The organism is Streptomyces sp. NPDC051104, assembly GCF_040682835.1.
In the GTDB taxonomy this organism is placed as follows: Bacteria; Actinomycetota; Actinomycetes; order Streptomycetales; family Streptomycetaceae; genus Streptomyces; species Streptomyces cynarae.
The window spans coordinates 98876-121467 of sequence record NZ_JBFBBS010000020.1; the positions used below are offsets into that span (position 1 = coordinate 98876).

Annotated in this window: 21 protein-coding genes; 1 reads left to right on the top strand and 20 read right to left on the bottom strand. The window is 70.6% G+C overall.

All coding sequences use genetic code 11. The features are described from left to right. Positions 1 to 11: 11 nt before the first annotated feature. From AB0N14_RS25155 to pyrR, 9 genes are all read right to left on the bottom strand, one after another. Entirely contained in the window at positions 12 to 335 is a 324-nt protein-coding gene (locus tag AB0N14_RS25155) for an integration host factor (protein ID WP_055492888.1), read from the bottom strand. Positions 336 to 644: 309 nt separating this feature from the next. Next, complete coding sequence (gene pyrF / locus AB0N14_RS25160) at positions 645 to 1490, bottom strand: orotidine-5'-phosphate decarboxylase (RefSeq protein ID WP_366027951.1); 846 nt, start codon at positions 1488 to 1490, stop codon at positions 645 to 647. After that, positions 1487 to 2593 (bottom strand): quinone-dependent dihydroorotate dehydrogenase, encoded by a 1107-nt coding sequence (locus AB0N14_RS25165; RefSeq protein WP_366027952.1) that lies wholly within the window; start codon positions 2591 to 2593, stop codon positions 1487 to 1489. The genes pyrF and AB0N14_RS25165 overlap by 4 nt, the downstream gene beginning before the upstream one ends. 77 nt (positions 2594 to 2670) lie before the next feature. Beyond that, a complete protein-coding gene (gene carB / locus AB0N14_RS25170; RefSeq protein ID WP_366027953.1) occupies positions 2671 to 5979 on the bottom strand; it encodes a carbamoyl-phosphate synthase large subunit in 3309 nt (1102 codons plus the stop codon). Next, positions 5972 to 7114, bottom strand: a complete 1143-nt coding sequence (gene carA / locus AB0N14_RS25175; RefSeq protein ID WP_366027954.1) for a glutamine-hydrolyzing carbamoyl-phosphate synthase small subunit — start codon at positions 7112 to 7114, stop codon at positions 5972 to 5974. Before carA ends, carB begins: the two co-directional genes overlap by 8 nt. Continuing rightward, on the bottom strand, positions 7111 to 7671 hold the full coding sequence (locus AB0N14_RS25180; protein WP_366027955.1) for a hypothetical protein: 561 nt from the start codon (positions 7669 to 7671) through the stop codon (positions 7111 to 7113). The genes carA and AB0N14_RS25180 overlap by 4 nt, the downstream gene beginning before the upstream one ends. Beyond that, entirely contained in the window at positions 7668 to 8954 is a 1287-nt protein-coding gene (locus tag AB0N14_RS25185) for a dihydroorotase (RefSeq protein ID WP_366027956.1), read from the bottom strand. Before AB0N14_RS25185 ends, AB0N14_RS25180 begins: the two co-directional genes overlap by 4 nt. Next, the gene (locus AB0N14_RS25190; protein WP_366027957.1) at positions 8951 to 10012 is read right to left on the bottom strand and encodes an aspartate carbamoyltransferase catalytic subunit; all 1062 of its coding nucleotides are present in this window, start codon (positions 10010 to 10012) and stop codon (positions 8951 to 8953) included. Before AB0N14_RS25190 ends, AB0N14_RS25185 begins: the two co-directional genes overlap by 4 nt. 105 nt (positions 10013 to 10117) lie before the next feature. Continuing rightward, complete coding sequence (pyrR, locus tag AB0N14_RS25195) at positions 10118 to 10690, bottom strand: bifunctional pyr operon transcriptional regulator/uracil phosphoribosyltransferase PyrR (RefSeq protein WP_366027958.1); 573 nt, start codon at positions 10688 to 10690, stop codon at positions 10118 to 10120. 265 nt (positions 10691 to 10955) lie between these two features. On the opposite strand from pyrR, the gene bldD reads away from it, so the two are divergent. Next, positions 10956 to 11459 carry a transcriptional regulator BldD gene (gene bldD, locus AB0N14_RS25200; RefSeq protein WP_103844821.1) on the top strand — a complete coding sequence of 168 codons (504 nt, stop codon included), beginning with the start codon at positions 10956 to 10958 and terminating at the stop codon, positions 11457 to 11459. Between the two features lie 179 nt (positions 11460 to 11638). Here the strand turns inward: bldD and nusB are convergent, their stop codons facing one another. The 11 genes from nusB to AB0N14_RS25255 form a co-directional block, all read right to left on the bottom strand. Beyond that, a complete protein-coding gene (gene nusB / locus AB0N14_RS25205) occupies positions 11639 to 12073 on the bottom strand; it encodes a transcription antitermination factor NusB (protein WP_366027959.1) in 435 nt (144 codons plus the stop codon). 2 nt (positions 12074 to 12075) lie between these two features. After that, positions 12076 to 12642: an elongation factor P gene (gene efp, locus AB0N14_RS25210; protein ID WP_366027960.1), complete on the bottom strand. Its 567-nt coding sequence runs from the start codon at positions 12640 to 12642 to the stop codon at positions 12076 to 12078. Positions 12643 to 12687: 45 nt separating this feature from the next. Then, on the bottom strand, positions 12688 to 13794 hold the full coding sequence (locus AB0N14_RS25215; protein WP_366027961.1) for an aminopeptidase P family protein: 1107 nt from the start codon (positions 13792 to 13794) through the stop codon (positions 12688 to 12690). A gap of 102 nt (positions 13795 to 13896) precedes the next feature. Next, positions 13897 to 14763, bottom strand: coding sequence for a Pro-rich N-terminal domain-containing protein (locus AB0N14_RS25220; RefSeq protein ID WP_366027962.1), 867 nt, complete (start codon positions 14761 to 14763; stop codon positions 13897 to 13899). Positions 14764 to 14996: 233 nt separating this feature from the next. Beyond that, positions 14997 to 16088: a 3-dehydroquinate synthase gene (gene aroB / locus AB0N14_RS25225; protein WP_366027963.1), complete on the bottom strand. Its 1092-nt coding sequence runs from the start codon at positions 16086 to 16088 to the stop codon at positions 14997 to 14999. Beyond that, on the bottom strand, positions 16085 to 16603 hold the full coding sequence (locus AB0N14_RS25230; protein ID WP_366027964.1) for a shikimate kinase: 519 nt from the start codon (positions 16601 to 16603) through the stop codon (positions 16085 to 16087). Before AB0N14_RS25230 ends, aroB begins: the two co-directional genes overlap by 4 nt. Next, entirely contained in the window at positions 16600 to 17784 is a 1185-nt protein-coding gene (gene aroC, locus AB0N14_RS25235) for a chorismate synthase (RefSeq protein WP_366027965.1), read from the bottom strand. The genes AB0N14_RS25230 and aroC overlap by 4 nt, the downstream gene beginning before the upstream one ends. Before the next feature lie 170 nt (positions 17785 to 17954). Then, positions 17955 to 18791 (bottom strand): shikimate dehydrogenase, encoded by an 837-nt coding sequence (locus tag AB0N14_RS25240; RefSeq protein WP_366027966.1) that lies wholly within the window; start codon positions 18789 to 18791, stop codon positions 17955 to 17957. Between the two features lie 5 nt (positions 18792 to 18796). After that, the gene (mltG, locus tag AB0N14_RS25245) at positions 18797 to 20593 is read right to left on the bottom strand and encodes an endolytic transglycosylase MltG (RefSeq protein ID WP_366027967.1); all 1797 of its coding nucleotides are present in this window, start codon (positions 20591 to 20593) and stop codon (positions 18797 to 18799) included. A gap of 123 nt (positions 20594 to 20716) precedes the next feature. Further along, a complete protein-coding gene (gene ruvX, locus AB0N14_RS25250; protein WP_263234698.1) occupies positions 20717 to 21181 on the bottom strand; it encodes a Holliday junction resolvase RuvX in 465 nt (154 codons plus the stop codon). A 26-nt stretch (positions 21182 to 21207) separates the two neighbouring features. After that, on the bottom strand, positions 21208 to 22592 hold a 1385-nt coding region (locus AB0N14_RS25255; RefSeq protein WP_366027968.1), incomplete at its 5' end, for an alanine--tRNA ligase-related protein.

A 22592-nucleotide genomic window follows, 5' to 3' on the forward strand; every position in this document is an offset into this window, starting at 1 on the left:
GTGCCCCGGACTCAGCTGGCGGCGCCGCCGAACTCGCGCTCGAGAGAGGCGATCTGGTTGGAACCGAGGCCCCGCACGCGGCGGCTCTCGGAGATACCGAGTCGCTCCATGATCTGCTTGGCGCGGACCTTGCCCACGCCCGGCAGGGACTCGAGGAGGGCGGAGACCTTCATCTTGCCGATGACGTCGTTCTCCTGGCCCTGCTTGATGACCTCGTGAAGGGAGGCGCCGGAGTGCTTGAGTCGATTCTTGACCTCGGCCCGCTCCCGGCGAGCCGCGGCGGCCTTTTCGAGCGCGGCTGCGCGCTGTTCGGGGGTAAGGGGCGGAAGAGCCACGCCTACGTCACCTCGGATGTCGAACTGTCGGATACGGACCGGTGAGGAACCTAGTCGCCCCACACCTGGGGAGCTACGAGCAACACGCTTGCCCGTTCTCCCCCACTACCTTGAGGGCGCGGGAGGTGCCCTCACTCGTCGGAGACTAGCGGGCAAGTCCGCCAGAGTCAGCGAGAACAGCGGAAAAGTCCTGGTCAGCCTCTGTTGAGACGGACCTTTCGGACATACTGCCCCGGATTTGAGGATGTATCCAGACCTCGAGCCGTTCTGGATGGACTCTTCCGCGCGCCTGCGCGCCCCCGCGAGGCACTACTCCGCGTCCAGGGCGTCCCGGATCTCGTCGGCGAAGCGTTGCGCGGCGTCACGCAGCGCGACGACGTCGGGACCGTGACGAAGAACACCCCGGCTGACGTTCGGGACGACATTGCGCACCGCCGCGCCGAACACGGCCGGAAGATCGGCCGGAGTGGCCCCCTGGGCACCGATGCCGGGGGCGAGGAGCGGCCCGTTGATGTCCAGGTCGTACGACGACAGGTCGCCGAGCGTGGCGCCGACGACCGCACCGAAGGAGCCGAGAGGCCCCTCCCCCGCGTTCTCGGCCGCGAGGTGGGCGAGCATCGTCGCTCCGACGTTCCGTCCGTCGGACCGCAGGGCGTGCTGCACCTCGCCGCCCTCCGGGTTGGATGTCAGGGCGAGCACGAACAGCCCGGCTCCGCTCTCCCGCGCCAGCTCCACGGCCGGCTTCAGGGAGCCGTAGCCGAGGTACGGCGAGACGGTGAGCGCGTCGGAGAACAGCGGGGCGTCCTTATGCAGGAAGGACTCGGCGTACGCGGCCATGGTCGAGCCGATGTCGCCGCGCTTGGCGTCCATGACGACCAGCGCCCCGGCCGCCCGTGCCTCGGCGACCGCCTTCTCCAGGACGGCGACGCCGCGCGACCCGAACCGCTCGAAGAACGCGCTCTGCGGCTTGAGCACGGCGACCCGGTCGGCCGTGGCCTCCACGACGGTGCGGCTGAACCGCTCCAGCCCGGCGACATCGTCGTTCAGGCCCCACTCCGTGAGCAGCGAGGCGTGCGGGTCGATCCCGACGCAGAGCGGGCCGCGCTCGTCCATGGCGCGGCGCAGACGCGCGCCGAAGGGCTCCAGAGGACTCATGCGGCCTTCCTCACGTCGGCGCCGACCGCGTCGGCGAGGGTGGTGTACGGGCTCGTACGGAGGCGGGCGAGAAGTCCCTTGTGGATGGCGCGGCTCCAGAAGGGCCCCTCGTAGATGAAGGCGCTGTAGCCCTGCACCAGCGTGGCACCGGCCAGGATGCGCTGCCAGGCGTCCTCGGCGGTCTCGATGCCGCCGACGCCCACCAGGGTGATGCGGTCGCCCACGCGCGCGTAGAGGCGCCGCAGGACCTCCAGAGAGCGCGTTTTCAGCGGTGCGCCCGACAGTCCGCCGGTCTGCTTCACAAGTGAGGGCTCCGATTTCAGGCCGAGGCCCTCGCGCGCGATGGTGGTGTTCGTGGCGATGATCCCGTCCAGGCCCAGCTCCACCGCCAGGTCGGCGACGGCGTCGATGTCCTCGTCGGCGAGATCCGGGGCGATCTTCACGAGGAGCGGTACGCGCCGCGCGCGGACCGTACGGTCCGCGGCCTCGCGGACGGCGGTCAGCAGCGGGCGCAGCGCCTCGGTGGCCTGCAGATTGCGCAGGCCCGGCGTGTTCGGGGAGGAGACGTTGACGACCAGGTAGTCGGCGTACGGCGCGAGCCGCTCGGTCGACTCCACGTAGTCCTGGGCGGCCTCGGCCTCCGGGACGACCTTGGTCTTGCCGATGTTGACGCCCACCACCGTCTTGAACACAGGCGTACGGGTCGCCAGGCGCGCGGCGACGGCGAGCGACCCCTCGTTGTTGAAGCCCATGCGGTTGATCAGCGCACGGTCCGCGACGAGGCGGAACAGCCGCTTCTTGGGGTTGCCGGGCTGCGGCTCCCCCGTCACCGTGCCGATCTCGACGTGGTCGAAGCCCAGCATCGACATCCCGTCGATCGCGACGGCGTTCTTGTCGAAGCCGGCCGCCAGTCCGAACGGGCCGTGCATGCGCAGCCCGAAGGCCTCCGTGCGCAGCTCCTTGTAGCGGGGCGCGAGGGCGGCCGCCAGGAAGGTGCGCAGCACGGGGATGCGGGCGGCGAGGCGGATCCAGCGGAAGGCCAGGTAGTGGGCCTGCTCCGGGTCCATCCGCTGGAAGACCAGGCGGAAGAAAAGCTTGTACATGTCTCGGGAGTCCTCAGGAGTCCTCATGATGCTCATGAAGAGGGGGACACCGTTTTCGGTGTCCCCCTCGTCGGCTGCTAGTCGCGGGCCGCGGTCAGGAATTCGGCGTGTTCCTGGAGTGAGCGGACGCCCACGTCGCCGTGGTTGAGCGCGTCGATGCCCTGGACCGCCGCGGCCAGCGCCTGGACCGTCGTCAGACACGGCACGGAGCGGGCCACCGCCGCCGTACGGATGTCGTAGCCGTCGAGACGGCCGCCGGTGCCGTAGGGGGTGTTGACGATGAGGTCGACGTCGCCGTCGTGGATCATCTGGACGATGGTCTTCTCGCCGTTCGGGCCGGTGCCGTCGGACTGCTTGCGCACGACCGTCGCATTGATGCCGTTGCGCTTGAGGACCTCGGCCGTGCCGGAGGTGGCGAGCAGCTCGAAGCCGTGCGCGACCAGCTCACGCGCCGGGAAGATCATCGAACGCTTGTCGCGGTTGGCGACCGAGATGAACGCACGGCCCTTGGTCGGCAGCGGACCGTAGGCGCCCGCCTGCGACTTGGCGTACGCCGTGCCGAAGACGGAGTCGATGCCCATGACCTCGCCGGTGGAGCGCATCTCCGGGCCGAGGACGGTGTCGACACCGCGGCCGTGGATGTCGCGGAACCGCGACCAGGGCATCACGGCCTCCTTGACGGAGATCGGCGCGTCCAGCGGCAGCTCGCCGCCGTCGCCGTTCTTCGGCAGCAGGCCCTCCTCGCGCAGCTCGGCGATGGTCGCGCCCAGCGAGATGCGCGCGGCGGCCTTCGCAAGCGGCACCGCCGTCGCCTTCGAGGTGAAGGGGACCGTACGGGAGGCGCGCGGGTTGGCCTCGAGGACGTAGAGGATGTCGCCCGCCATCGCGAACTGGATGTTGATCAGGCCTCGGACGCCGACGCCCCGCGCGATGGCCTCCGTGGAGGCCCGCAGGCGCTTGATGTCGAAGCCGCCCAGCGTGATCGGGGGCAGCGCGCACGCCGAGTCGCCGGAGTGGATGCCGGCCTCCTCGATGTGCTCCATCACGCCGCCGAGGTACAGCTCCTCGCCGTCGTACAGGGCGTCGACGTCGATCTCGATCGCGTCGTCGAGGAAGCGGTCGACCAGCACCGGCCGGGAGGGGCTGATCTCGGTCGACTCGGCGATGTACGCGGCGAGGCGGGACTCGTCGTAGACGATCTCCATGCCGCGCCCGCCGAGGACGTAGGACGGCCGGACGAGGACCGGGTAGCCGATCTCGTCCGCGATGGCCTTGGCCTCCTCGAAGGTGGTGGCGGTGCCGTGCTTGGGGGCCGGGAGACCGGCCTCCGCCAGCACGCGGCCGAAGGCGCCGCGGTCCTCGGCGGCGTGGATCGCCTCGGGCGAGGTGCCCACGATCGGCACGCCGTTGTCCTTCAGCGCCTGCGCGAGGCCGAGCGGGGTCTGGCCGCCCAGCTGGACCACGACGCCCGCGACCGGCCCGGCCTGCTGCTCGGCGTGGACGATCTCCAGCACGTCCTCGAGCGTCAGCGGCTCGAAGTACAGGCGGTCGGAGGTGTCGTAGTCCGTGGAGACCGTCTCCGGGTTGCAGTTGACCATCACGGTCTCGTAGCCGGCATCGCTGAGCGCGAAGGAGGCGTGGACGCACGAGTAGTCGAACTCGATGCCCTGGCCGATGCGGTTGGGGCCGGAGCCCAGGATGATCACCGCGGGCTTCTCGCGGGGCGCGACCTCGCTCTCCTCGTCGTAGGAGGAGTAGAAGTACGGCGTCTTCGCGGCGAACTCGGCGGCGCAGGTGTCGACCGTCTTGTACACCGGGCGAACGCCGAGGGCGTGCCGCACCTCGCGCACCACGTCCTCGCGCGAACCCCGGATCTCGGCGATCTGCTGGTCGGAGAAGCCGTGCCGCTTGGCCTCGGCGAGCAGGTCGGCGTCCAGGCGGTCGGCAGCGGCCAGTTCGTCCGCGATCTCCTTGATCAGGAAGAGCTGGTCGACGAACCACGGGTCGATCTTGCTGGACTCGAAGACCTCCTCGGGCGTGGCGCCCGCGCGGATGGCCTGCATGACGGTGTTGATCCGGCCGTCGGTGGGGCGGGCGGCCTCACGCAGCAGTTCATCCTTGTCCCCGGGCTCACCCACGAACGTGAACTGGCTGCCCTTCTGCTCCAGCGAGCGCAGCGCCTTCTGGAACGCCTCGGTGAAGTTGCGGCCGATGGCCATGGCCTCGCCGACCGACTTCATGGTGGTGGTCAGCGTGTTGTCGGCGCTCGGGAACTTCTCGAACGCGAACCGCGGCGCCTTGACGACCACATAGTCGAGGGTCGGTTCGAAGGAGGCCGGGGTCTCCTGGGTGATGTCGTTCGGGATCTCGTCGAGGGTGTAGCCGACGGCGAGCTTGGCCGCGATCTTGGCGATCGGGAAGCCGGTCGCCTTGGAGGCGAGGGCGGACGAACGCGACACGCGCGGGTTCATCTCGATGACGATCACGCGACCGTCCTCGGGGTTCACCGCGAACTGGATGTTGCAGCCGCCGGTGTCGACGCCGACCTCGCGGATCACGGCGATGCCGATGTCCCGCAGGATCTGGTACTCGCGGTCGGTCAGGGTCATCGCCGGGGCGACGGTGATGGAGTCGCCGGTGTGCACGCCCATCGGGTCGAAGTTCTCGATGGAGCAGACGACCACGACGTTGTCGTGCTTGTCGCGCATCAGCTCCAGCTCGTACTCCTTCCAGCCGAGGATGGACTCCTCCAGGAGCACCTCGGTGGTCGGCGAGAGCGCGAGGCCGGTGCCCGCGATGCGGCGTAGCTCCTCCTCGTCGTGCGCGAAGCCGGAGCCGGCGCCGCCCATGGTGAAGGAGGGGCGGACGACGACCGGGTAGCCGCCCAGCTCCTCGACGCCGGCGAGGACCTCGTCCATGGAGTGGCAGATCACCGAGCGGGCGGACTCGCCGTGCCCGATCTTCTTGCGGACCTCCTCCACGACCTCCTTGAACTGGTCGCGGTCCTCGCCCTTGTGGATGGCCTCCACCTTGGCGCCGATCAGCTCGACGCCGTACTTCTCCAGGACGCCGTTCTCGTGCAACGAGATCGCCGTGTTGAGCGCCGTCTGGCCGCCCAGGGTGGGCAGCAGCGCGTCGGGGCGCTCCTTGGCGATGATCTTCTCGACGAAGTCCGGGGTGATCGGCTCCACGTAGGTGGCGTCGGCGATCTCCGGGTCGGTCATGATCGTCGCCGGGTTGGAGTTGACGAGGATGACCCTGAGGCCCTCGGCCTTCAGGACGCGGCAGGCCTGGGTGCCGGAGTAGTCGAACTCGGCGGCCTGGCCGATGACGATCGGGCCGGAGCCGATGACCAGGACGGACTGGATATCGGTGCGCTTAGGCACGCTGGCCCTCCATGAGCTTCACGAAGCGGTCGAACAGGTACGCGGCGTCGTGGGGACCGGCGGCCGCCTCGGGGTGGTACTGGACGCTGAAGGCCGGCTTGTCGAGGAGCTGGAGGCCCTCCACCACGTTGTCGTTGAGGCAGACGTGGGAGACCTCGGCGCGGCCGTAGGGGGTGTCGGAGACCTTGTGGAGCGGGGCGTCGACGGCGAAGCCGTGGTTGTGCGCGGTGACCTCGACCTTGCCGGTCGTACGGTCCTGCACCGGCTGGTTGATGCCGCGGTGGCCGTACTTCAGCTTGTAGGTGCCGAAGCCCAGGGCGCGACCGAGGATCTGGTTGCCGAAGCAGATGCCGAACAGCGGCGTGCCGCGCTCCAGGACGGCCTGCATGACCGAGACGGCGTGGTCGGCGGTGGCCGGGTCGCCGGGGCCGTTGGAGAAGAACACGCCGTCGGGGTTGACGGCGTGGACGTCCTCGGCGGTCGCCGTCGCGGGCAGCACATGGACCTCGATGCCACGCTCGGCCATGCGGTGCGGGGTCATGCCCTTGATGCCCAGGTCGACCGCGGCGACCGTGAACTTCTTCTCACCGATCGCGGGGACGACGTACGGCTCGGTGGTGGCGACCTCGGCGGAGAGGTTCGCGCCCTTCATCTCCGGCGCCTGGCGCACCTCGGCGAGCATCGTGCCCTCGTCGGGCAGCGTGTCGCCGGAGAAGATGCCCACGCGCATGGCGCCGCGCTCGCGCAGGTGGCGGGTCAGGGCCCGGGTGTCGATGCCGCTGATGCCGACGACGCCCTGCGCGCGCAGTTCGTCGTCGAGCGAGCGCTTGGCCCGCCAGTTGGAGGGCTTGCGCGCGGGGTCGCGTACGACGTAGCCGGCGACCCAGATCCGCTTGGACTCGGGGTCCTCGTCGTTGACGCCGGTGTTGCCGACGTGGGGGGCGGTCATGACCACGACCTGGCGGTGGTAGGACGGGTCGGTGAGGGTCTCCTGGTAGCCGGTCATGCCGGTGGAGAACACGGCTTCGCCGAAGGTCACCCCCACGGCCCCGTAGGCGCGGCCGCGGAAGATCCGGCCGTCCTCCAGGACGAGTACGGCGGGAGACTTCTCGGCTCCCCTGGTGGAGGTCGTCATCGTGCGCCTTCCGTCTTGTGGATCATCTGGTTCAGGGTGTCGACCCAGTCGTTGTGCTCGGCCGCGCGGTCCGAGCGGAAGCCCGAGTCGATCAGCTTGTCGCCGTGCGCCCAGGTCACCACCAGCAGTCCGCCCTCGGTGAGGACCTTTCCGGCGATGCCCTTGTCGAGCCGGACTTCGCGCAGCCGCTCGGCCGGGACGAAGAAGTCCGTCGCTCCGGGGCGTACGACGTCCAGGCCCGCGTCCGTCAGCGTGAGCTCGACGCGGCTGCGGGTGCCCAGGCCGTGGGCCACGATGCGGTCGAGCCACTGCCCGGCGGTGGTGGAGCCGTGGTAGCGGCCGCTCATCGTGAGTTTCGCCTCGCCGGGCTCCTCGGGAGCGGTCGGCAGCTCCGGCAGGTCGCTCTGCAGGGTGGCGCGCCACTTCCAGCCCTCGCGCATCAGCCAGTAGACGAGCGCGACGAACAGGGCCAGTCCGACGAGCCAGCCGATGCGGTCGGTCCAGTCGGTGACCTGGGCCGATCTCTTCTCGGCCGCGAACAGGAGTACAGGTGTCACGTGAGCTTCCCGTCGACGAGCGTGGCCTTGCCCCGCAGCCAGGTGTGCGTGACACGGCCCGGCAGCTCACGGCCCTCGTAAGGGGTGTTGCGGCTGCGCGAGGCGAAGCCCGCGGGGTCCACCTGCCCACGGTATGCCGTGTCGACGAGCGTGAGGTTGGCGGGCTCACCTGCCGAGACGGGGCGGCCGTGGCCGGTGGCCCGGCCGATCTTCGCGGGCTTGGAGGACATGCGCTCCGCGACGCCCGCCCAGTCGAGCAGCCCGGTGTCGACCATCGTCTCCTGGACCACGGACAGCGCGGTCTCCAGGCCGACCATGCCCATGGCGGCGGCGGCCCACTCGCAGTCCTTGTCCTCGTGCGGGTGCGGGGCGTGGTCGGTGGCGACGATGTCGATCGTGCCGTCGGCGAGCGCCTCGCGCAGCGCCAGCACGTCGCGCTCGGTGCGCAGCGGCGGGTTGACCTTGTAGATCGGGTTGTAGGTGCGCACCAGCTCGTCGGTGAGGAGGAGGTGGTGCGGGGTGACCTCGGCGGTGACGTCGATGCCGCGGGACTTGGCCCAGCGCACGATCTCGACGGAGCCGGCGGTCGACAGGTGGCAGATGTGGACGCGGGAGCCGACGTGGTCGGCCAGGAGGACGTCGCGCGCGATGATCGACTCCTCGGCGACGGCCGGCCAGCCGCCGAGGCCCAGCTCGGCGGAGACGACGCCCTCGTTCATCTGGGCGCCCTCGGTCAGCCGCGGCTCCTGCGCGTGCTGGGCGACCACGCCGCCGAAGGCCTTCACGTACTCCAGCGCCCGGCGCATGATCACCGCGTCGTCGACGCACTTGCCGTCGTCGGAGAAGACCGTGACGCCCGCCGCCGACTCGTGCATGGCGCCCAGCTCCGCGAGCTTCTTGCCCTCCAGGCCGACCGTGACGGCGCCGATGGGCTGCACGTCGCAGTAGCCGTGCTCGCGGCCCAGCCGCCAGACCTGCTCGACGACACCGGCGGTGTCGGCGACCGGGAAGGTGTTGGCCATCGCGAACACGGCGGTGTAGCCGCCCTTGGCGGCGGCCCGCGTACCGGTCAGGACGGTCTCGGAGTCCTCGCGGCCGGGCTCGCGCAGGTGGGTGTGCAGATCGACGAGGCCGGGGAGCAGCACCTTGCCGCCGGCCTCGACGACCTCCGCTCCCTCGGCGGACAGACCGGTGCCGACCGCCTCGACGACCTCACCGTCGATCAGCACGTCCTGCGGCTCGCCGCCGAGCACCTTCGCACCACGGATCAGGGTCTTGCTCATCGGTTCTGGTTCTCCTCGGCGGCAGAAAGGGGGTGCGCGGAGCGCTCGTCGGAAGGGTGGTGGTGGGAGACGGGCGGGCGGGCGTCGGTGACGGCGGGCGCGGTCTTGGGGTCGAACACGGCGCCACCCAGCAGCAGGTACAGGACCGCCATGCGGATGGAGACGCCGTTCGCCACCTGCTCGACGGCGGTGCAGCGGTCGGAGTCGGCGACCTCGGCGGTGATCTCCATGCCGCGGACCATCGGGCCGGGGTGCATCACGATGGCGTGCTCCGGCATCTTCGCCATGCGGTCGGCGTCGAGGCCGTAGCGCCGGGAGTACTCGCGCTCGGTCGGGAAGAAGGCGGCGTTCATGCGCTCCCGCTGGACGCGGAGCATCATCACCGCGTCGGACTTGGGGAGGGTGCTGTCGAGATCGAACGAGACCTCGCACGGCCAGGAGCCGACGCCGACCGGCAGCAGGGTGGGCGGGGCGACGAGCGTGACGTCGGCGCCGAGGGTGTGCAGCAGGTCGACGTTGGAACGGGCGACCCGGCTGTGCAGCACGTCGCCGACGATCGTGATGCGCTTGCCGGCGAGGTCACGCCCTATACCGGCGTCCCGGCCGACCAGGCGGCGACGCATGGTGAAGGCGTCGAGCAGGGCCTGGGTGGGGTGCTGGTGGGTGCCGTCGCCGGCGTTGATGACGGCGGCGTCGATCCAGCCGGAGTTGGCCAGGCGGTAGGGGGCTCCGGAGGCGCCGTGCCGGATGACGACGGCGTCGACACCCATGGCCTCCAGGGTCTGGGCGGTGTCCTTCAGGGACTCCCCCTTGGACACGCTGGACCCCTTGGCGGAGAAGTTGATGACGTCCGCGGACAGACGCTTCTCGGCGGCCTCGAAGGAGATCCGGGTGCGGGTGGAGTCCTCGAAGAAGAGGTTGACGACGGTGCGGCCGCGCAGGGTCGGCAGCTTCTTGATCGGCCGGTCCGCGACCCGTGCCATCTCCTCGGCGGTGTCGAGGATCAGAACGGCGTCGTCGCGGGTGAGGTCGGCGGCCGAGATGAGATGACGCTGCATCTTTCAGGCTCCGTAAGACGGTTCATTCGGGAGATTTGGTACAGACAGGCGCGCGTCGGGGCGCACTCGCGAGGCGTACGGCGGCTCGTCGTACGCGCCGGAGTGCTAGTGCTGCGCGCCGTGGACGGTCTGCTTCACACCGAGCAGCACGGTGTCGCGACCGTCCTCCTCGGCGAGCTGGACCTTGACCGTCTCCCGCAGCGACGTGGGGAGGTTCTTGCCGACGTAGTCGGCGCGGATCGGCAGTTCGCGGTGGCCGCGGTCGACGAGGACCGCGAGCTGGACCGCGCGGGGACGCCCGATGTCGTTCAGGGCGTCGAGGGCGGCACGGATGGTGCGGCCGGAGAAGAGCACGTCGTCGACGAGGACGACGAGGCGGCCGTCGATGCCGTCACCGGGGATCTCGGTGCGGGCCAGCGCCCGCGGCGGCTGCATGCGCAGGTCGTCGCGGTACATGGTGATGTCGAGGGAGCCGACCGGGACCTTGCGGCCGGTGATCTGCTCGAGCTTGTCGGCGAGCCGCCGGGCGAGGAAGACGCCTCGGGTCGGAATGCCGAGGAGCACCACGTCGTCGGCGCCCCTTGCGCGCTCGACGATCTCGTGGGCGATGCGGGTCAGCACCCGCGCGATGTCAGGACCTTCGAGGACGGGTCGAGCATCGGAATGCCGCGTGTCCATACGAAAAGGACCTCCTTCTCCGCCTCACGGGACGGACTTTAAAGGACGTCGGAATTGCGCCATACACAGTACCAGCCCGGGGGCGGAGCCCGGTCACCCCCCTGGCGCACCGCGTCACCCGTCCGGCGGTGCCGCACGCCGTCTACCACGGAAGGGTCGGTCCGGACCATTCGGCTTGACGGAGAAGAGTCACGCTGCGTAACCTCACAGTGAGTCACCAGCCGCGCGGCCGAGCCGCACGTCGACACCGTGTCCGGGGAGCTATATGTCCAGCGAATACGCCAAACAGCTCGGGGCCAAGCTCCGGGCGATCCGCACCCAGCAGGGCCTTTCCCTCCACGGTGTGGAAGAGAAGTCCCAGGGACGCTGGAAGGCGGTCGTGGTCGGTTCGTACGAGCGCGGCGACCGCGCCGTCACCGTGCAGCGCCTGGCCGAGCTGGCGGATTTCTACGGGGTCCCGGTGCAGGAGCTGCTGCCCGGCACCACCCCCGGTGGAGCCGCCGAGCCGCCGCCGAAGCTGGTTCTGGACCTGGAGCGCCTGGCCAACGTGCCGGCGGAGAAGGCGGGCCCGCTCCAGCGGTACGCGGCGACGATCCAGTCGCAGCGCGGTGACTACAACGGCAAGGTGCTGTCGATCCGCCAGGACGACCTGCGCACGCTCGCAGTCATCTACGACCAGTCGCCCTCCGTCCTGACCGAGCAGCTGATCAGCTGGGGAGTCCTGGACGCGGACGCGCGCCGCGCGGTGGCCTCCCACGAGGAGAGCTGACCGCCCAGGTCCCAGCAGAAACGTGCCGCCGGGGTGGCCGGAACCGCATGGTTCCGGCCACCCCGGCAGCGTTTTCGGCCAGGCACGGCCACCACGCTGAGAACGCCGGAGGGCCGAGAACGCCGGAGGGCCCCCAGCACACGCGCTGCGGGCCCTCCGGCGTTTTCGGGTACTTCTCGTCAGCCCTCGTCACGGCGCAACGACGGCTTCAGGTCCTTCAGGCGGCCGAGGAGGCCGTTGACGAACGCCGGGGACTCGTCCGTGGAGAACTCCTTGGCGAGCTGCACCATCTCGTCGAGCACCACGGCGTCCGGCGTCTCGTCGACCCAGATCAGTTCGTAGGCACCGAGGCGCAGGATGTTGCGGTCGACCACCGGCATCCGGTCCAGCGTCCAGCCGACCGCGTACTGCGCGATCAGCTCGTCGATGCGCTTCGTGTGCTGCGCGTAGCCCTCGACCAGCTGCATGGTGTACTCGCTCACCGGCGGCTGCCGGGTGTCGGTCCGCGAGAGCCGGATCCAGTCCGCGAGGACCGTCACGACGTCGGCCCCGCGCTGGTCGCCTTCGAAGAGGATCTGGAAGGCGCGCTTACGGGCCGTGTTACGGGCAGCCACGGTTAGCTGTTCACCCGGCCGAGGTAGTCGCTCGTGCGGGTGTCGACCTTGATCTTCTCACCGGTGGTGATGAAGAGCGGGACCTGGATCTGGTGGCCGGTCTCCAGGGTGGCGGGCTTGGTGCCACCGGTGGAGCGGTCGCCCTGGACGCCCGGCTCGGTCTCGGCGACGGTCAGCTCCACGGCGGCCGGCAGGTCGACGAAGAGGACCTCGCCCTCGTGCTGGGCGACGGTGGCCGTGAACCCCTCGATGAGGAAGTTGGCGGCGTCACCGACGGCCTTGCGGTCGACGTGCAGCTGGTCGTACGTCTCCATGTCCATGAAGACGAAGTAGTCGCCGTCCATGTACGAGAACTGCATGTCGCGCTTGTCGACAGTGGCCGTCTCGACCTTGACACCGGCGTTGAAGGTCTTGTCGACGACTTTGCCGGAGAGCACGTTCTTGAGCTTGGTGCGCACGAAAGCGGGGCCCTTGCCGGGCTTGACGTGCTGGAACTCGACGACGGACCAGAGCTGGCCGCCTTCGAGCTTGAGCACCATGCCGTTCTTGAGGTCGTTCGTGGAAGCCACGGTTGCGGAATCTCCTGGACTGACGTACGACCCCGGGGCAGGCACCTACAGTGCCAGCAGCTCCTTGGTCGTGATGGTGAGTAGCTCGGGTCCGCCGTCCGCCTCGGGGCGTACGACGAGCGTGTCATCGATCCGGACACCGCCCCGGCCCGGGAGGTGGACCCCCGGTTCGACGGTGACCGGCACGCAAGCGTCCAGTTTACCCATGGCCGCGGGGGCCAACTGAGGGTCCTCGTCGATTTCGAGTCCCACACCGTGCCCGGTCAGCGGCGGCAGCGCCCCGCCGTACCCCGCGGAGTCCAGCACCTGACGTGCGGCCCGGTCCACGTCCCGGTACGCGGCGCCGGGGGCGAGGGCCTGGCGTCCGGCGCGCTGGGCGGCGAAGACCAGGTCGTACAGCTCGATCTGCCAGTCGGCGGGCGAGGTGCCGATGACGAAGGTACGACCGATCTCGCAGCGGTAGCCGCGGTAGGCGGCGCCGAGACAGACGGAGAGGAAGTCGCCCTCTTCCACACGCCGGTCGGTGGGGCGGTGGCCGCGGCGGCCGGCGTTCGGACCGGTGGCGACGGAGGTGGTGAAGGCGGGTCCGTCGGCGCCGTGGTCGACGAGGCGGCGCTCCAGTTCGAGGGCGAGATGGCGCTCGGTGCGGCCGACGAGGATCGACTCCAGCAACTCGCTCAGGGCCTGGTCGACGATCTCCGCGCCGATCCTGAGAAGGGCGATCTCCTCCTCGTCCTTGACGACCCGCAACTGCTCGACCGCGCCGCCGAGGTCCGTGAGCCGCAGCCTCGGTGCGACCGAGCGCAGGGAGCGGTGCCGGGCCACGGTGAGGTGGTGCTCCTCCACCGCCAGGGACTCGGCGCCCTGTGCCGCGGCCAGGTCGGCGGCGGCGACGGCGGGGTCGCCGCCGGTCACCGGCAGAACGCGCACCCGCAGCGCCTCGTCGGGCCGCCCGTCGGCGGGGTGATCGTCCGGCGGTCCGGCGCACACCAGCACGTCCTCGCCGATGCCCAGCAGCAGCACGGCGCCCTTGGGCGCGGCGCCCGCGAGATACCGGACGTTGGCGGGGCGGGAGACCAATGCCGTCCCACCGCCACCCGCGCTGCAGCGTTCCCTGAGCCGCTCCCGGCGGGCCGCGTACACCTCTGACATGACCCGAGCCTACGAGCGGTGGCCGAATATCGCCGGTCCAGAGGGCCGGACGGGCGGCGGGTACGACGCTCCGTGGACGGGGACGTCTGCCGCGCTACCGCGTCACCACTTCGGCGGGCTCGCGATGGCGCGGGCCAGGACCTCGTCCAGCACGCGGGCCGTGCCCTCCACATCGAGCTGGGAGTTGTCGATGATCGGCAGGCCGGAGCCGTACCAGCCGGCCATGCGGCCGTGGATGCGGGCCACCTCCTCGTCGGTGAGCCGGCGGTTGCCCGTGCGCTCCGCGTTGCGCTCCAGGACGATCTCCAGTCCGGGCAGCAGGACGACCGGCAGCAGTCCGGGGCCCACATGCCGTTTCCAGCCACCGAGGCCGACCACCGGGCGGTCCGGGAAGACGGCGTCGTCGAGGATGCACGAGATGCCGTTGGCCAGGAAGTTGCGGGCCGCGAAGCCGCAGGTGCGGCGGGCGAGACGGTACTGCGCCTCCGAATTGTCGTTCCACCCCGACTGCGGGTCGGCGAAGCCCGAGCGGACCCATTCGCGGACGTCGTCCAGGCTGATGTGGGCCGTGGGGACCCGGCGGTGGTCGGCCCAGTACTTGGCGACGCTGGTCTTGCCGGCGCCCGCGGGGCCGATGAGCAGCACGGCGAGCGTGGCGGACGCGGGGTCGGGCGCGCCGGCGGCGGGGGGTGCGCTCGGCACACCGACCGGGGCGCCCGGCGGGAGCCGCATCTGCCCGGTGGGGTCCGGCGGGGGCGGGACGGGCGTGTGCTGCGGCGGCCGGTGGGCGGGAGGTGCTCCGGGGGGTGCCGGTGGCGCCGTGAAGCCCGGCGTGGGCGTGGTCCGCGGTGCGGGGCCCGGGTGGGCGCCCGGCTGTCCCGGGTGGTGTGCGGCCGGTGACCAGGTGGTCGCCGGGCCGTGCCCCGGCTGGTGGGGCGGCGGCAGCGGAGCTCCCACTGCGTGCTGCATCCGGTGGCCACTCCGTCTCGTGTTGGGGCTCACGGGCGTTCGACACTGGCAGCGGGGGGTGATCCCCCGCTCCCTACCGAACGGTACCGTCCCCGGCCGCCGTTGTGTGAACGGCCGGGAGCGGCCCGAAGTGCCCATCCCCGCAGGCGAATCGGGGCAACCGGTCCCGAGGGGAACGAGTCGCCCGCCGCCCGGGACCGGATGGAGCCACTGCCCGACTTGCCGGTACGCGGCTACTGCCCGACTTCGCCGTACGCGGCGAGCAGAACCGCGGGGTCGGGGCCTTCCAGCACGGTGGGCTTGGCCAGGCCGTCCAGGACGATGAAGCGCAACAGGTCGCCGCGGGACTTCTTGTCGACCTTCATCGTCTCCAGCAACTTGGGCCACTGGTCGTAGCGGTAGTGCAGCGGCAGCCCCACCGCCTCAAGGATCGTGCGGTGCCGGTCGGCGGTCGCGTCGTCCAACCGGCCCGCCAGACGCCCGAGTTCGGCCGCGAAGAGCATGCCGACGGCGACGGCGGCGCCGTGGCGCCACTTGTACCGCTCGTTCTTCTCGATCGCGTGGCCGAGCGTGTGCCCGTAGTTGAGGATCTCCCTCAGGCCCGACTCCTTCAGGTCGGAGGAGACGACCTCCGCCTTGACCCTGATGGACCGCTCGATCAGCTCCGCGGTGTGCGCGCCGGCGGGAGTGCGGGCGGCCTGCGGGTCCGCCTCGATCAGCTCCAGGATCACCGGGTCGGCGATGAAACCGGCCTTGATGACCTCGGCGAGCCCGGAGACGTAGTCGTTGACCGGCAGGGAGTCCAGCGCGGCCAGGTCGCACAGCACACCGGCGGGCGGGTGGAAGGCGCCGACCAGGTTCTTGCCCTCGGCGGTGTTGATGCCGGTCTTGCCGCCGACCGCCGCGTCCACCATCGCCAGGACGGTGGTCGGGATCGCGATCCAGCGCACCCCGCGCAGCCAGGTCGCGGCCACGAAACCGGCCAGGTCGGTGGTCGCTCCGCCGCCGACCCCGACGATGACGTCGGTGCGGGTGAAGCCGGACTGGCCCAGCGCCCTCCAGCAGTAGGCGGCGACCTCGGCGGTCTTGGCCTCCTCCGCGTTGGGCACCTGGATGGCCACGGTCTCATAGCCCTGCTCGGCCAGGTCGCCGCGCAGCGCCTCGCCCGTCTCGGCCAGCGCCTCGGGGTGGATCACCGCGACCCGCTTGGCCTTGTGCCCGATCAACCCGGCCAGCTCGCCCAGGAGTTGGCGGCCGACCAGGACCTCGTAGGGGTCGGTGCCCGCCGTGCCGCCGACCTGGATCCGGGTGACTGCCTCGCTCATGCTTCTTTCCACTCCAGTGCGTCAAGGACCGCTTGGGCGACTTCTTCGGGGCTGCGCCCGTCGGTGGCCACGACGGCCGTCGCGACCTCCTCGTACAGGTGACGACGGGCCTCCATCAGCTCCCGCCACTGCCGGCGCGGGTTGACCGCCAGCAGCGGACGGGCCGTGTTCAGCCCGGTGCGCTTGACCGCCTCCTCGACGTCCATCGAGAGGTAGACGACACGGTGCGAGGGAAGCAGCGCGCGGGTCTCGTCGTCGAGGATCGCTCCGCCACCCAGGGCCAGCACGCCGTCGTGCTCGGACAGGGCCTTGTGGACCGCCGCCTTCTCCAGAGCGCGGAAGGCCGGCTCACCCTCGTCCACGAAGATGTCGGCGATGGACCGGCCCTGCTCGGCCACGATGTCCTGGTCCGTGTCCCGGTAGCCGACACCCAGCCGCTCGGCCAGCAACTGTCCCACCGTGGACTTGCCGACCCCCATCGGGCCGACCAGCACGACCACAGGCACCGCACTCACCGGATCGCCAGGCTGTCGAGGTAGCCCCGTACGTTGCGACGGGTCTCGGTCACGCTGTCACCGCCGAACTTCTCCGCCACCGCGTCGGCCAGGACCAGGGCGACCATCGCCTCGGCGACGATCCCGGCCGCCGGGACGGCGCACACGTCCGAGCGCTGGTGGTGGGCCTGCGCCGGCTCACCGGTGGAGACGTCCACCGTCTGCAGCGCCCGCGGCACCGTCGCGATCGGCTTCATCGCGGCGCGGACCCGCAGCAGCTCACCGGTGGACAGGCCACCCTCGGTCCCGCCGGAGCGGCCCGTGGCCCGCTTGATGCCCTCGGGCGTGGTGACGATCTCGTCGTGCGCCTTCGAGCCGGGCACGCGCGCCAGCTCGAACCCGTCGCCGACCTCCACACCCTTGATCGCCTGGATGCCCATCAGGGCCGCCGCGAGCCGCGCGTCCAGGCGCCGGTCCCAGTGCACGTGCGACCCGAGTCCGACCGGGACGCCGTACGCCAGAACCTCGACCACGCCACCGAGCGTGTCGCCGTCCTTGTGCGCCTGGTCGATCTCCGCGACCATCGCCTTCGACGTGTCCCTGTCCAGGCACCGCACCGGATCCGCGTCCAGCTTCTCGACGTCGGCGGGGGTCGGGTAGACGCCGTAGGGGGCCTTGGCGGAGGCCAGCTCCACCACATGGGAGAGGATCTCGATCCCGGCCGTCTCCTTCAGGTAGGACCGCGCCACCGCACCCAGCGCCACCCGCGCCGCCGTCTCCCGCGCCGACGCCCGCTCCAGCACCGGGCGAGCCTCGTCGAAGCCGTACTTCTGCATCCCCGCCAGGTCCGCGTGCCCCGGACGCGGCCGGGTCAACGGAGCGTTACGCGCCAGCCCCGCCAGCACCTCCGGGTCCACCGGGTCGGCCGCCATGACCTGTTCCCACTTGGGCCACTCGGTGTTGCCGACCATGATCGCCACCGGGGAGCCCAGGGTGAGACCGTGCCGGACACCGCCCAGGAACGTGACCTCGTCGCGCTCGAACTTCATCCGCGCACCGCGTCCATAGCCCAGCCGCCGCCTCGCCAGGTGGTCCGCCACCATCTCGGTGGTGATCGGCACGCCGGCGGGAAGGCCCTCCAGCGTCGCGACAAGTGCGGGACCGTGGGACTCCCCCGCGGTCAGCCAGCGCAACCTGCTCAACGATGCTCCTCAGTGCTCGCGCCCTGGTACTGCCCTGCGTACGCGCGTCCTCGCGTACGGCGACGGCGTGACCGGGTGCGCGGCCCCTGTCCCGCCGCCTCCGATCCTCCCACGTCCGGCGGCGTGACCGGCCCCGGGTCCCATCAGGCGGACGGGCCGGGGGCCGTCTTCTACCGGGCTGCCAGGGCGTGCTCCCCCGCCTTGCGCATGGCGTCCAGCGGGGCCGGGGCACGGCCCGTCATCTGTTCGACCTGGAGGACGGCCTGGTGCACCAGCAGGTCGAGGCCGCTGACGACGGCACCGCCGTAGGCGGACCAGCGTGCCGCGAGGGTCGTGGGCCAGGGGTCGTAGAGCACGTCGAACAGGGTCGCCGGGCGCTCCGGGACGGCGGCGGCCAGCGCGTCCGTCGCCCCGGCCGGTGTGGTGGCGACGACCAGCGGCGCGCGCAGCGCCCGGTCGGCGTCCGCCCAGTCGGCGGTGCGGATGTCGACGTCGAGCCGCTCGCCCCACTGCCGCATCTCGGCGGCCCGGGCCTCGCTGCGGACATAGGCGACCACGGGGCCGGTGCAGATCCGGGCCAGCGCGGCCAAGGCGGAGGAGGCGGTGGCGCCCGCGCCGAGGATCGCGGCGGAGTCGACCTCCTCGATGCCGCGCTCCCGCAGGGCGGCGACCATGCCGGGGATGTCGGTGTTGTCCCCGACGCGCCGCCCGTCCTCGGTGAACACGACGGTGTTCACCGCTTCCACCGAGGCCGCCGTGTCGCTGACCGAGTCGAGCAGCGGGATGACGGCCCGCTTGAGCGGCATGGTCAGCGACAGCCCCGCCCACTCGGGTCCGAGGTCCGCGAGGAAACCGGGCAGCGCCTGCTCGTCGACCTCGAACCGGTCGTAGGACCAGTCCTTGAGCCCCAGCTCCTGGTAGGCGGCGCGGTGCAGCACCGGGGAGAGGGAGTGGGCGATCGGGGAGCCGAGGACGGCGGCCCGGCGCTTGCCGGCGGTGCCCGTCATGAGCCTTACTGACCCTTCTTCTGCTCTTGCAGGTACTTCTCGCGGTTGCGGTTCTGCTCCTCGTTCGTCTCGGCGAAGAGCGTCTCGTTCTCGCTGATCGAGACGAAGTAGTACCAGTTCCCCTTGACCGGGTTGAGGGCGGCCTTGATCGCCACCTCCCCGGGGTTGTCGATCGGCCCGGGCGGCAGACCCTTGATCTTGTAGGTGTTGTACGGGTCGTCGATCTGCCGCAGAGCGTTCACGGAACCGGTGTCGAGCTTCGACTGGCCGCGCAGGTAGTTCACCGTCGAGTCGAAGTCGAGCAGGCCATAGGTCTCGGTGTTGTTCGGCTTGAGCCGGTTGTAGACGACCGTCGCGACCTTCTCGAAGTCGTGCTTGTACTTGCCCTCGGCCTGCACGAGGCTCGCGACCGTGAGGACCTGCAGCGGGTTCTGCAGGTTGAGGCTCTTGGCCTGGGCCTGGATGCCGAACTCGGCGTACTTCTCCTTGGCCATGTCGACCATCTGCTTCAGGACGTCCTCGGGCTTCATGCCCTTGGAGACCGGATAGGCGGAGGGATAGAGGAAGCCCTCCAGCGGGTCCTTGATCTCCTTGCTGCTGTTGGCCCAGTCGGGCAGACCGAAGGTCGACCACTCCTTCTTGGCGACGTCCTCGGTGGTTCCCGGCTTGAGCTGCAGCCGCTGGTCGATCGCCGCGTAGACCTTGGTGTTGCGCCACCCCTCGGCGATGATCAGGTTGTTCTTGCTCTTCGGACTGAGCATCAGCTGCACGGCGGCGGCCGCGGACATGTGCTTGTTCAGCGTGTACGTGCCCGCCTGGATGCTCTTGCCGTTGGGGTTCTGCTCCTGTGCCGCGACGAACGCGTCGACGCTCTTGACGACACCGGCCTGTTTCAGCACCTGGCCGATGGTGTAACCGCCGGCGCCCTTCGGAATGGTGACCGTGACCTGTTCACCGTCGCCCTCGCCCACGTAGTCGGGCGCCGCGCCGAAACGATTTTGGTAGAACTGGTACCCGAAATATCCGACTGTGCCGACACCGCCGCCGAAGACCAGCACGACCACCAGGCAGGCGCATCCGTTGCGGCGCTTCTTGCCCTTGGCGGTCTTGCCGCCGCGTCCCCGCCGGTCACCGCGGCCACGCCGGCCGTCCGGCTCGTCGTCGACGTCGTCCTCGTCGTCGCCGTCCGCGAAGAAGGCGTGCTCGACCTCCTGGGGGTCGGGGTCCCAGTCGGTCTTCGGTTCCGGCTCTGCGCGCCGTCGGTTCGGCGGCTCCGGGGGCGGATACGCGTCGGGCGTCTGGTAGAAGTCGGGCTGCTCGCCGCCGTACGCACCGGGCTGGGCGCCGTAGGGGTCCGCCGGGTCGGGGGTGTACGGCACATGGGCCTGCCCGCCGCCGTCCCAGCCGCCGTCGCCGTAGTCCTGCTGCCCCTGACCGGGGTACTGCTGCTCGTGCTGCCCCTGTTGTCCCGGGTACTGCGGCTGGTGCTGCTGCCCCTGCCCGTCCGGGTACTGCGGCTGGTGCTGCGCCTGCGCGTCGTACCGCTGTCCGTCCGGATGCTGTCCCGGCTGCTGGTACTGCTGGTCCGCGTACTGCCGGTAGTCCTGCTGCCCCTGGTCGTGCGTGCCCTGGCGGCCGCCTCCCCAGTCGCCGTAGTGCTGCCGCGGCTGCTCCGGGTGGTACTGGCCGCCGTGAGGGGACGGGGCGGCGTGGCCCTCGTGTCCTCCCCATCCGCCGTCCCCGTACAACGGGTCCTCCGGATGCCACGGTGTGGAGCCTGGGCCCCGGCCATACTCAGTCATCGATCCCCTAGAGCCGCGAGGCTTCAGGTTGCGCGGCGCTGTGACCCGGCTCCCGTCCCGCCTCTCTCTGTGCGGTGGCTGTTCGAACACCATCGCATCGCGCGGAACGTTACCGTATCGCGATCAGATGACCACTTCGACGCCTTCGCCAGGAGATTTCCCTGACACCCGTTCGGATTCCAGCGCCTGCTGCAGGATGATGACGGCGGCCGCCTGGTCGATCACCGAGCGGCCCTTCTTGGACTTCACGCCGGAGGCGCGCAGTCCCTGACTGGCCGTCACCGTGGTCATGCGCTCGTCGACCAGCCTGACCGGAACCGGCGCGATCATGCGCGCCAGTTCCTGGGCGAAACCGCGGACTTTGACCGCCGCCGGGCCCTCGCCCCCCTTGAGGGAGCGAGGGAGTCCGACGACGACCTCGATCGGCTCGTACTCCTCGACGAGCTGCTTGAGTCGCCGCTGGGCCGCTGGGATGTCCCGCCCGGGGACCGTTTCCACCGGGGTGGCGAGGATCCCGTCGGGGTCGCAGGAGGCGACCCCGATACGGGCGTCACCGACGTCGATCGCGAGTCGGCGTCCTCTTCTCATCTTCACGACCGTTTCTTGACCGGTTCTTACTTGGCGGTCTCGGCGACCAGGCGCTCCACGGCGTCGACGGCCTCACCGACGGCGGCCGGGTTCTGGCCGCCTCCCTGGGCGACGTCCGGCTTGCCGCCACCGCCGCCGCCGAGGGTCTTGGCGGCGGTGCGGACCAGGTCACCGGCCTTCAGGCCGCGCTCACGGGCGGCCTCGTTGGTGGCGATGACCGTGAGGGGCTTGCCGTTGTTGACGGTGAACAGGGCTACCACGGCGGCCCGGCCGCCCTGGATGCGGCCGCGCACGTCGAGGACCAGCTTGCGCAGGTCGTCGGGCGTGGTGCCGTCCGGGACCTGACCGGTGACGACGGCGACGCCGTGGACGTCCTCGGCCGACTCGGCGAGGCCCGCGGCGGCCTGGAGCACCTTCTCGGCGCGGAACTTCTCGATCTCCTTCTCGGCGTCCTTCAGCCGGGCGAGCATGCCGGAGATCTTCTCGGGCAGCTCCTCCGGCCGGCCCTTGAGCAGCTCGGTGAGCTGGTTGACGACCGTGTGCTCACGGGCGAGGAAGTTGTAGGCGTCCACGCCGACCAGGGCCTCGATGCGGCGCACACCGGAGCCGATGGAGGACTCGCCGAGCAGCTTCACCAGGCCCAACTGGGCGGTGTTGTGCACGTGGGTGCCACCGCACAGCTCCTTGGAGAAGTCGCCGATGGTGACGACGCGGACGCGCTCGCCGTACTTCTCGCCGAACTCGGCGATGGCGCCCTGCTTCTTGGCCTGGTCGATGCCCATGATCTCGGCGTGCACGTCGAGGTCGCGGGCCAGCACCTCGTTGATCTTCTGCTCTACGTCGGTCATCACGGCCGTCGGTACGGCCGACGGGGAGCCGAAGTCGAAGCGGAAGCGGCCCGGCTGGTTCTCGGAACCGGCCTGGGCGGCCGTGGGGCCGAGGGCGTCGCGCAGGGCCTGGTGGGTGAGGTGGGTGGCCGAGTGGGCGCGGGCGATGGCCTTGCGGCGCCGGGCGTCGATGGTGGCGTGGGCCTTGGCCCCGACGGTGACCTCGCCGACCTGGACGACGCCCTTGTGGACGTAGACGCCCGGGACCGGCTTCTGGCAGTCGCGGACCTCGATGACGGCACCGGAGTCGACCTTGATGCGGCCGGTGTCGCCGATCTGGCCGCCGCCCTCGGCGTAGAACGGGGTGCGGTCGAGGACGATCTCGACCTCGTCCCCCTCGGTGGCGGCCGGTGAGGACACGCCGTCGACCAGGATGCCGACGATCGTGGACTCGCCCTCGGTGTCGGTATAGCCGATGAAGTCGGTCTCGCCGGCGGTGTCGGCGATCTCGCGGTAGGCGCCGACGTCGGCGTGGCCGGTCTTCTTGGCCTGGGCGTCGGCCTTGGCGCGCTCCCGCTGCTCCT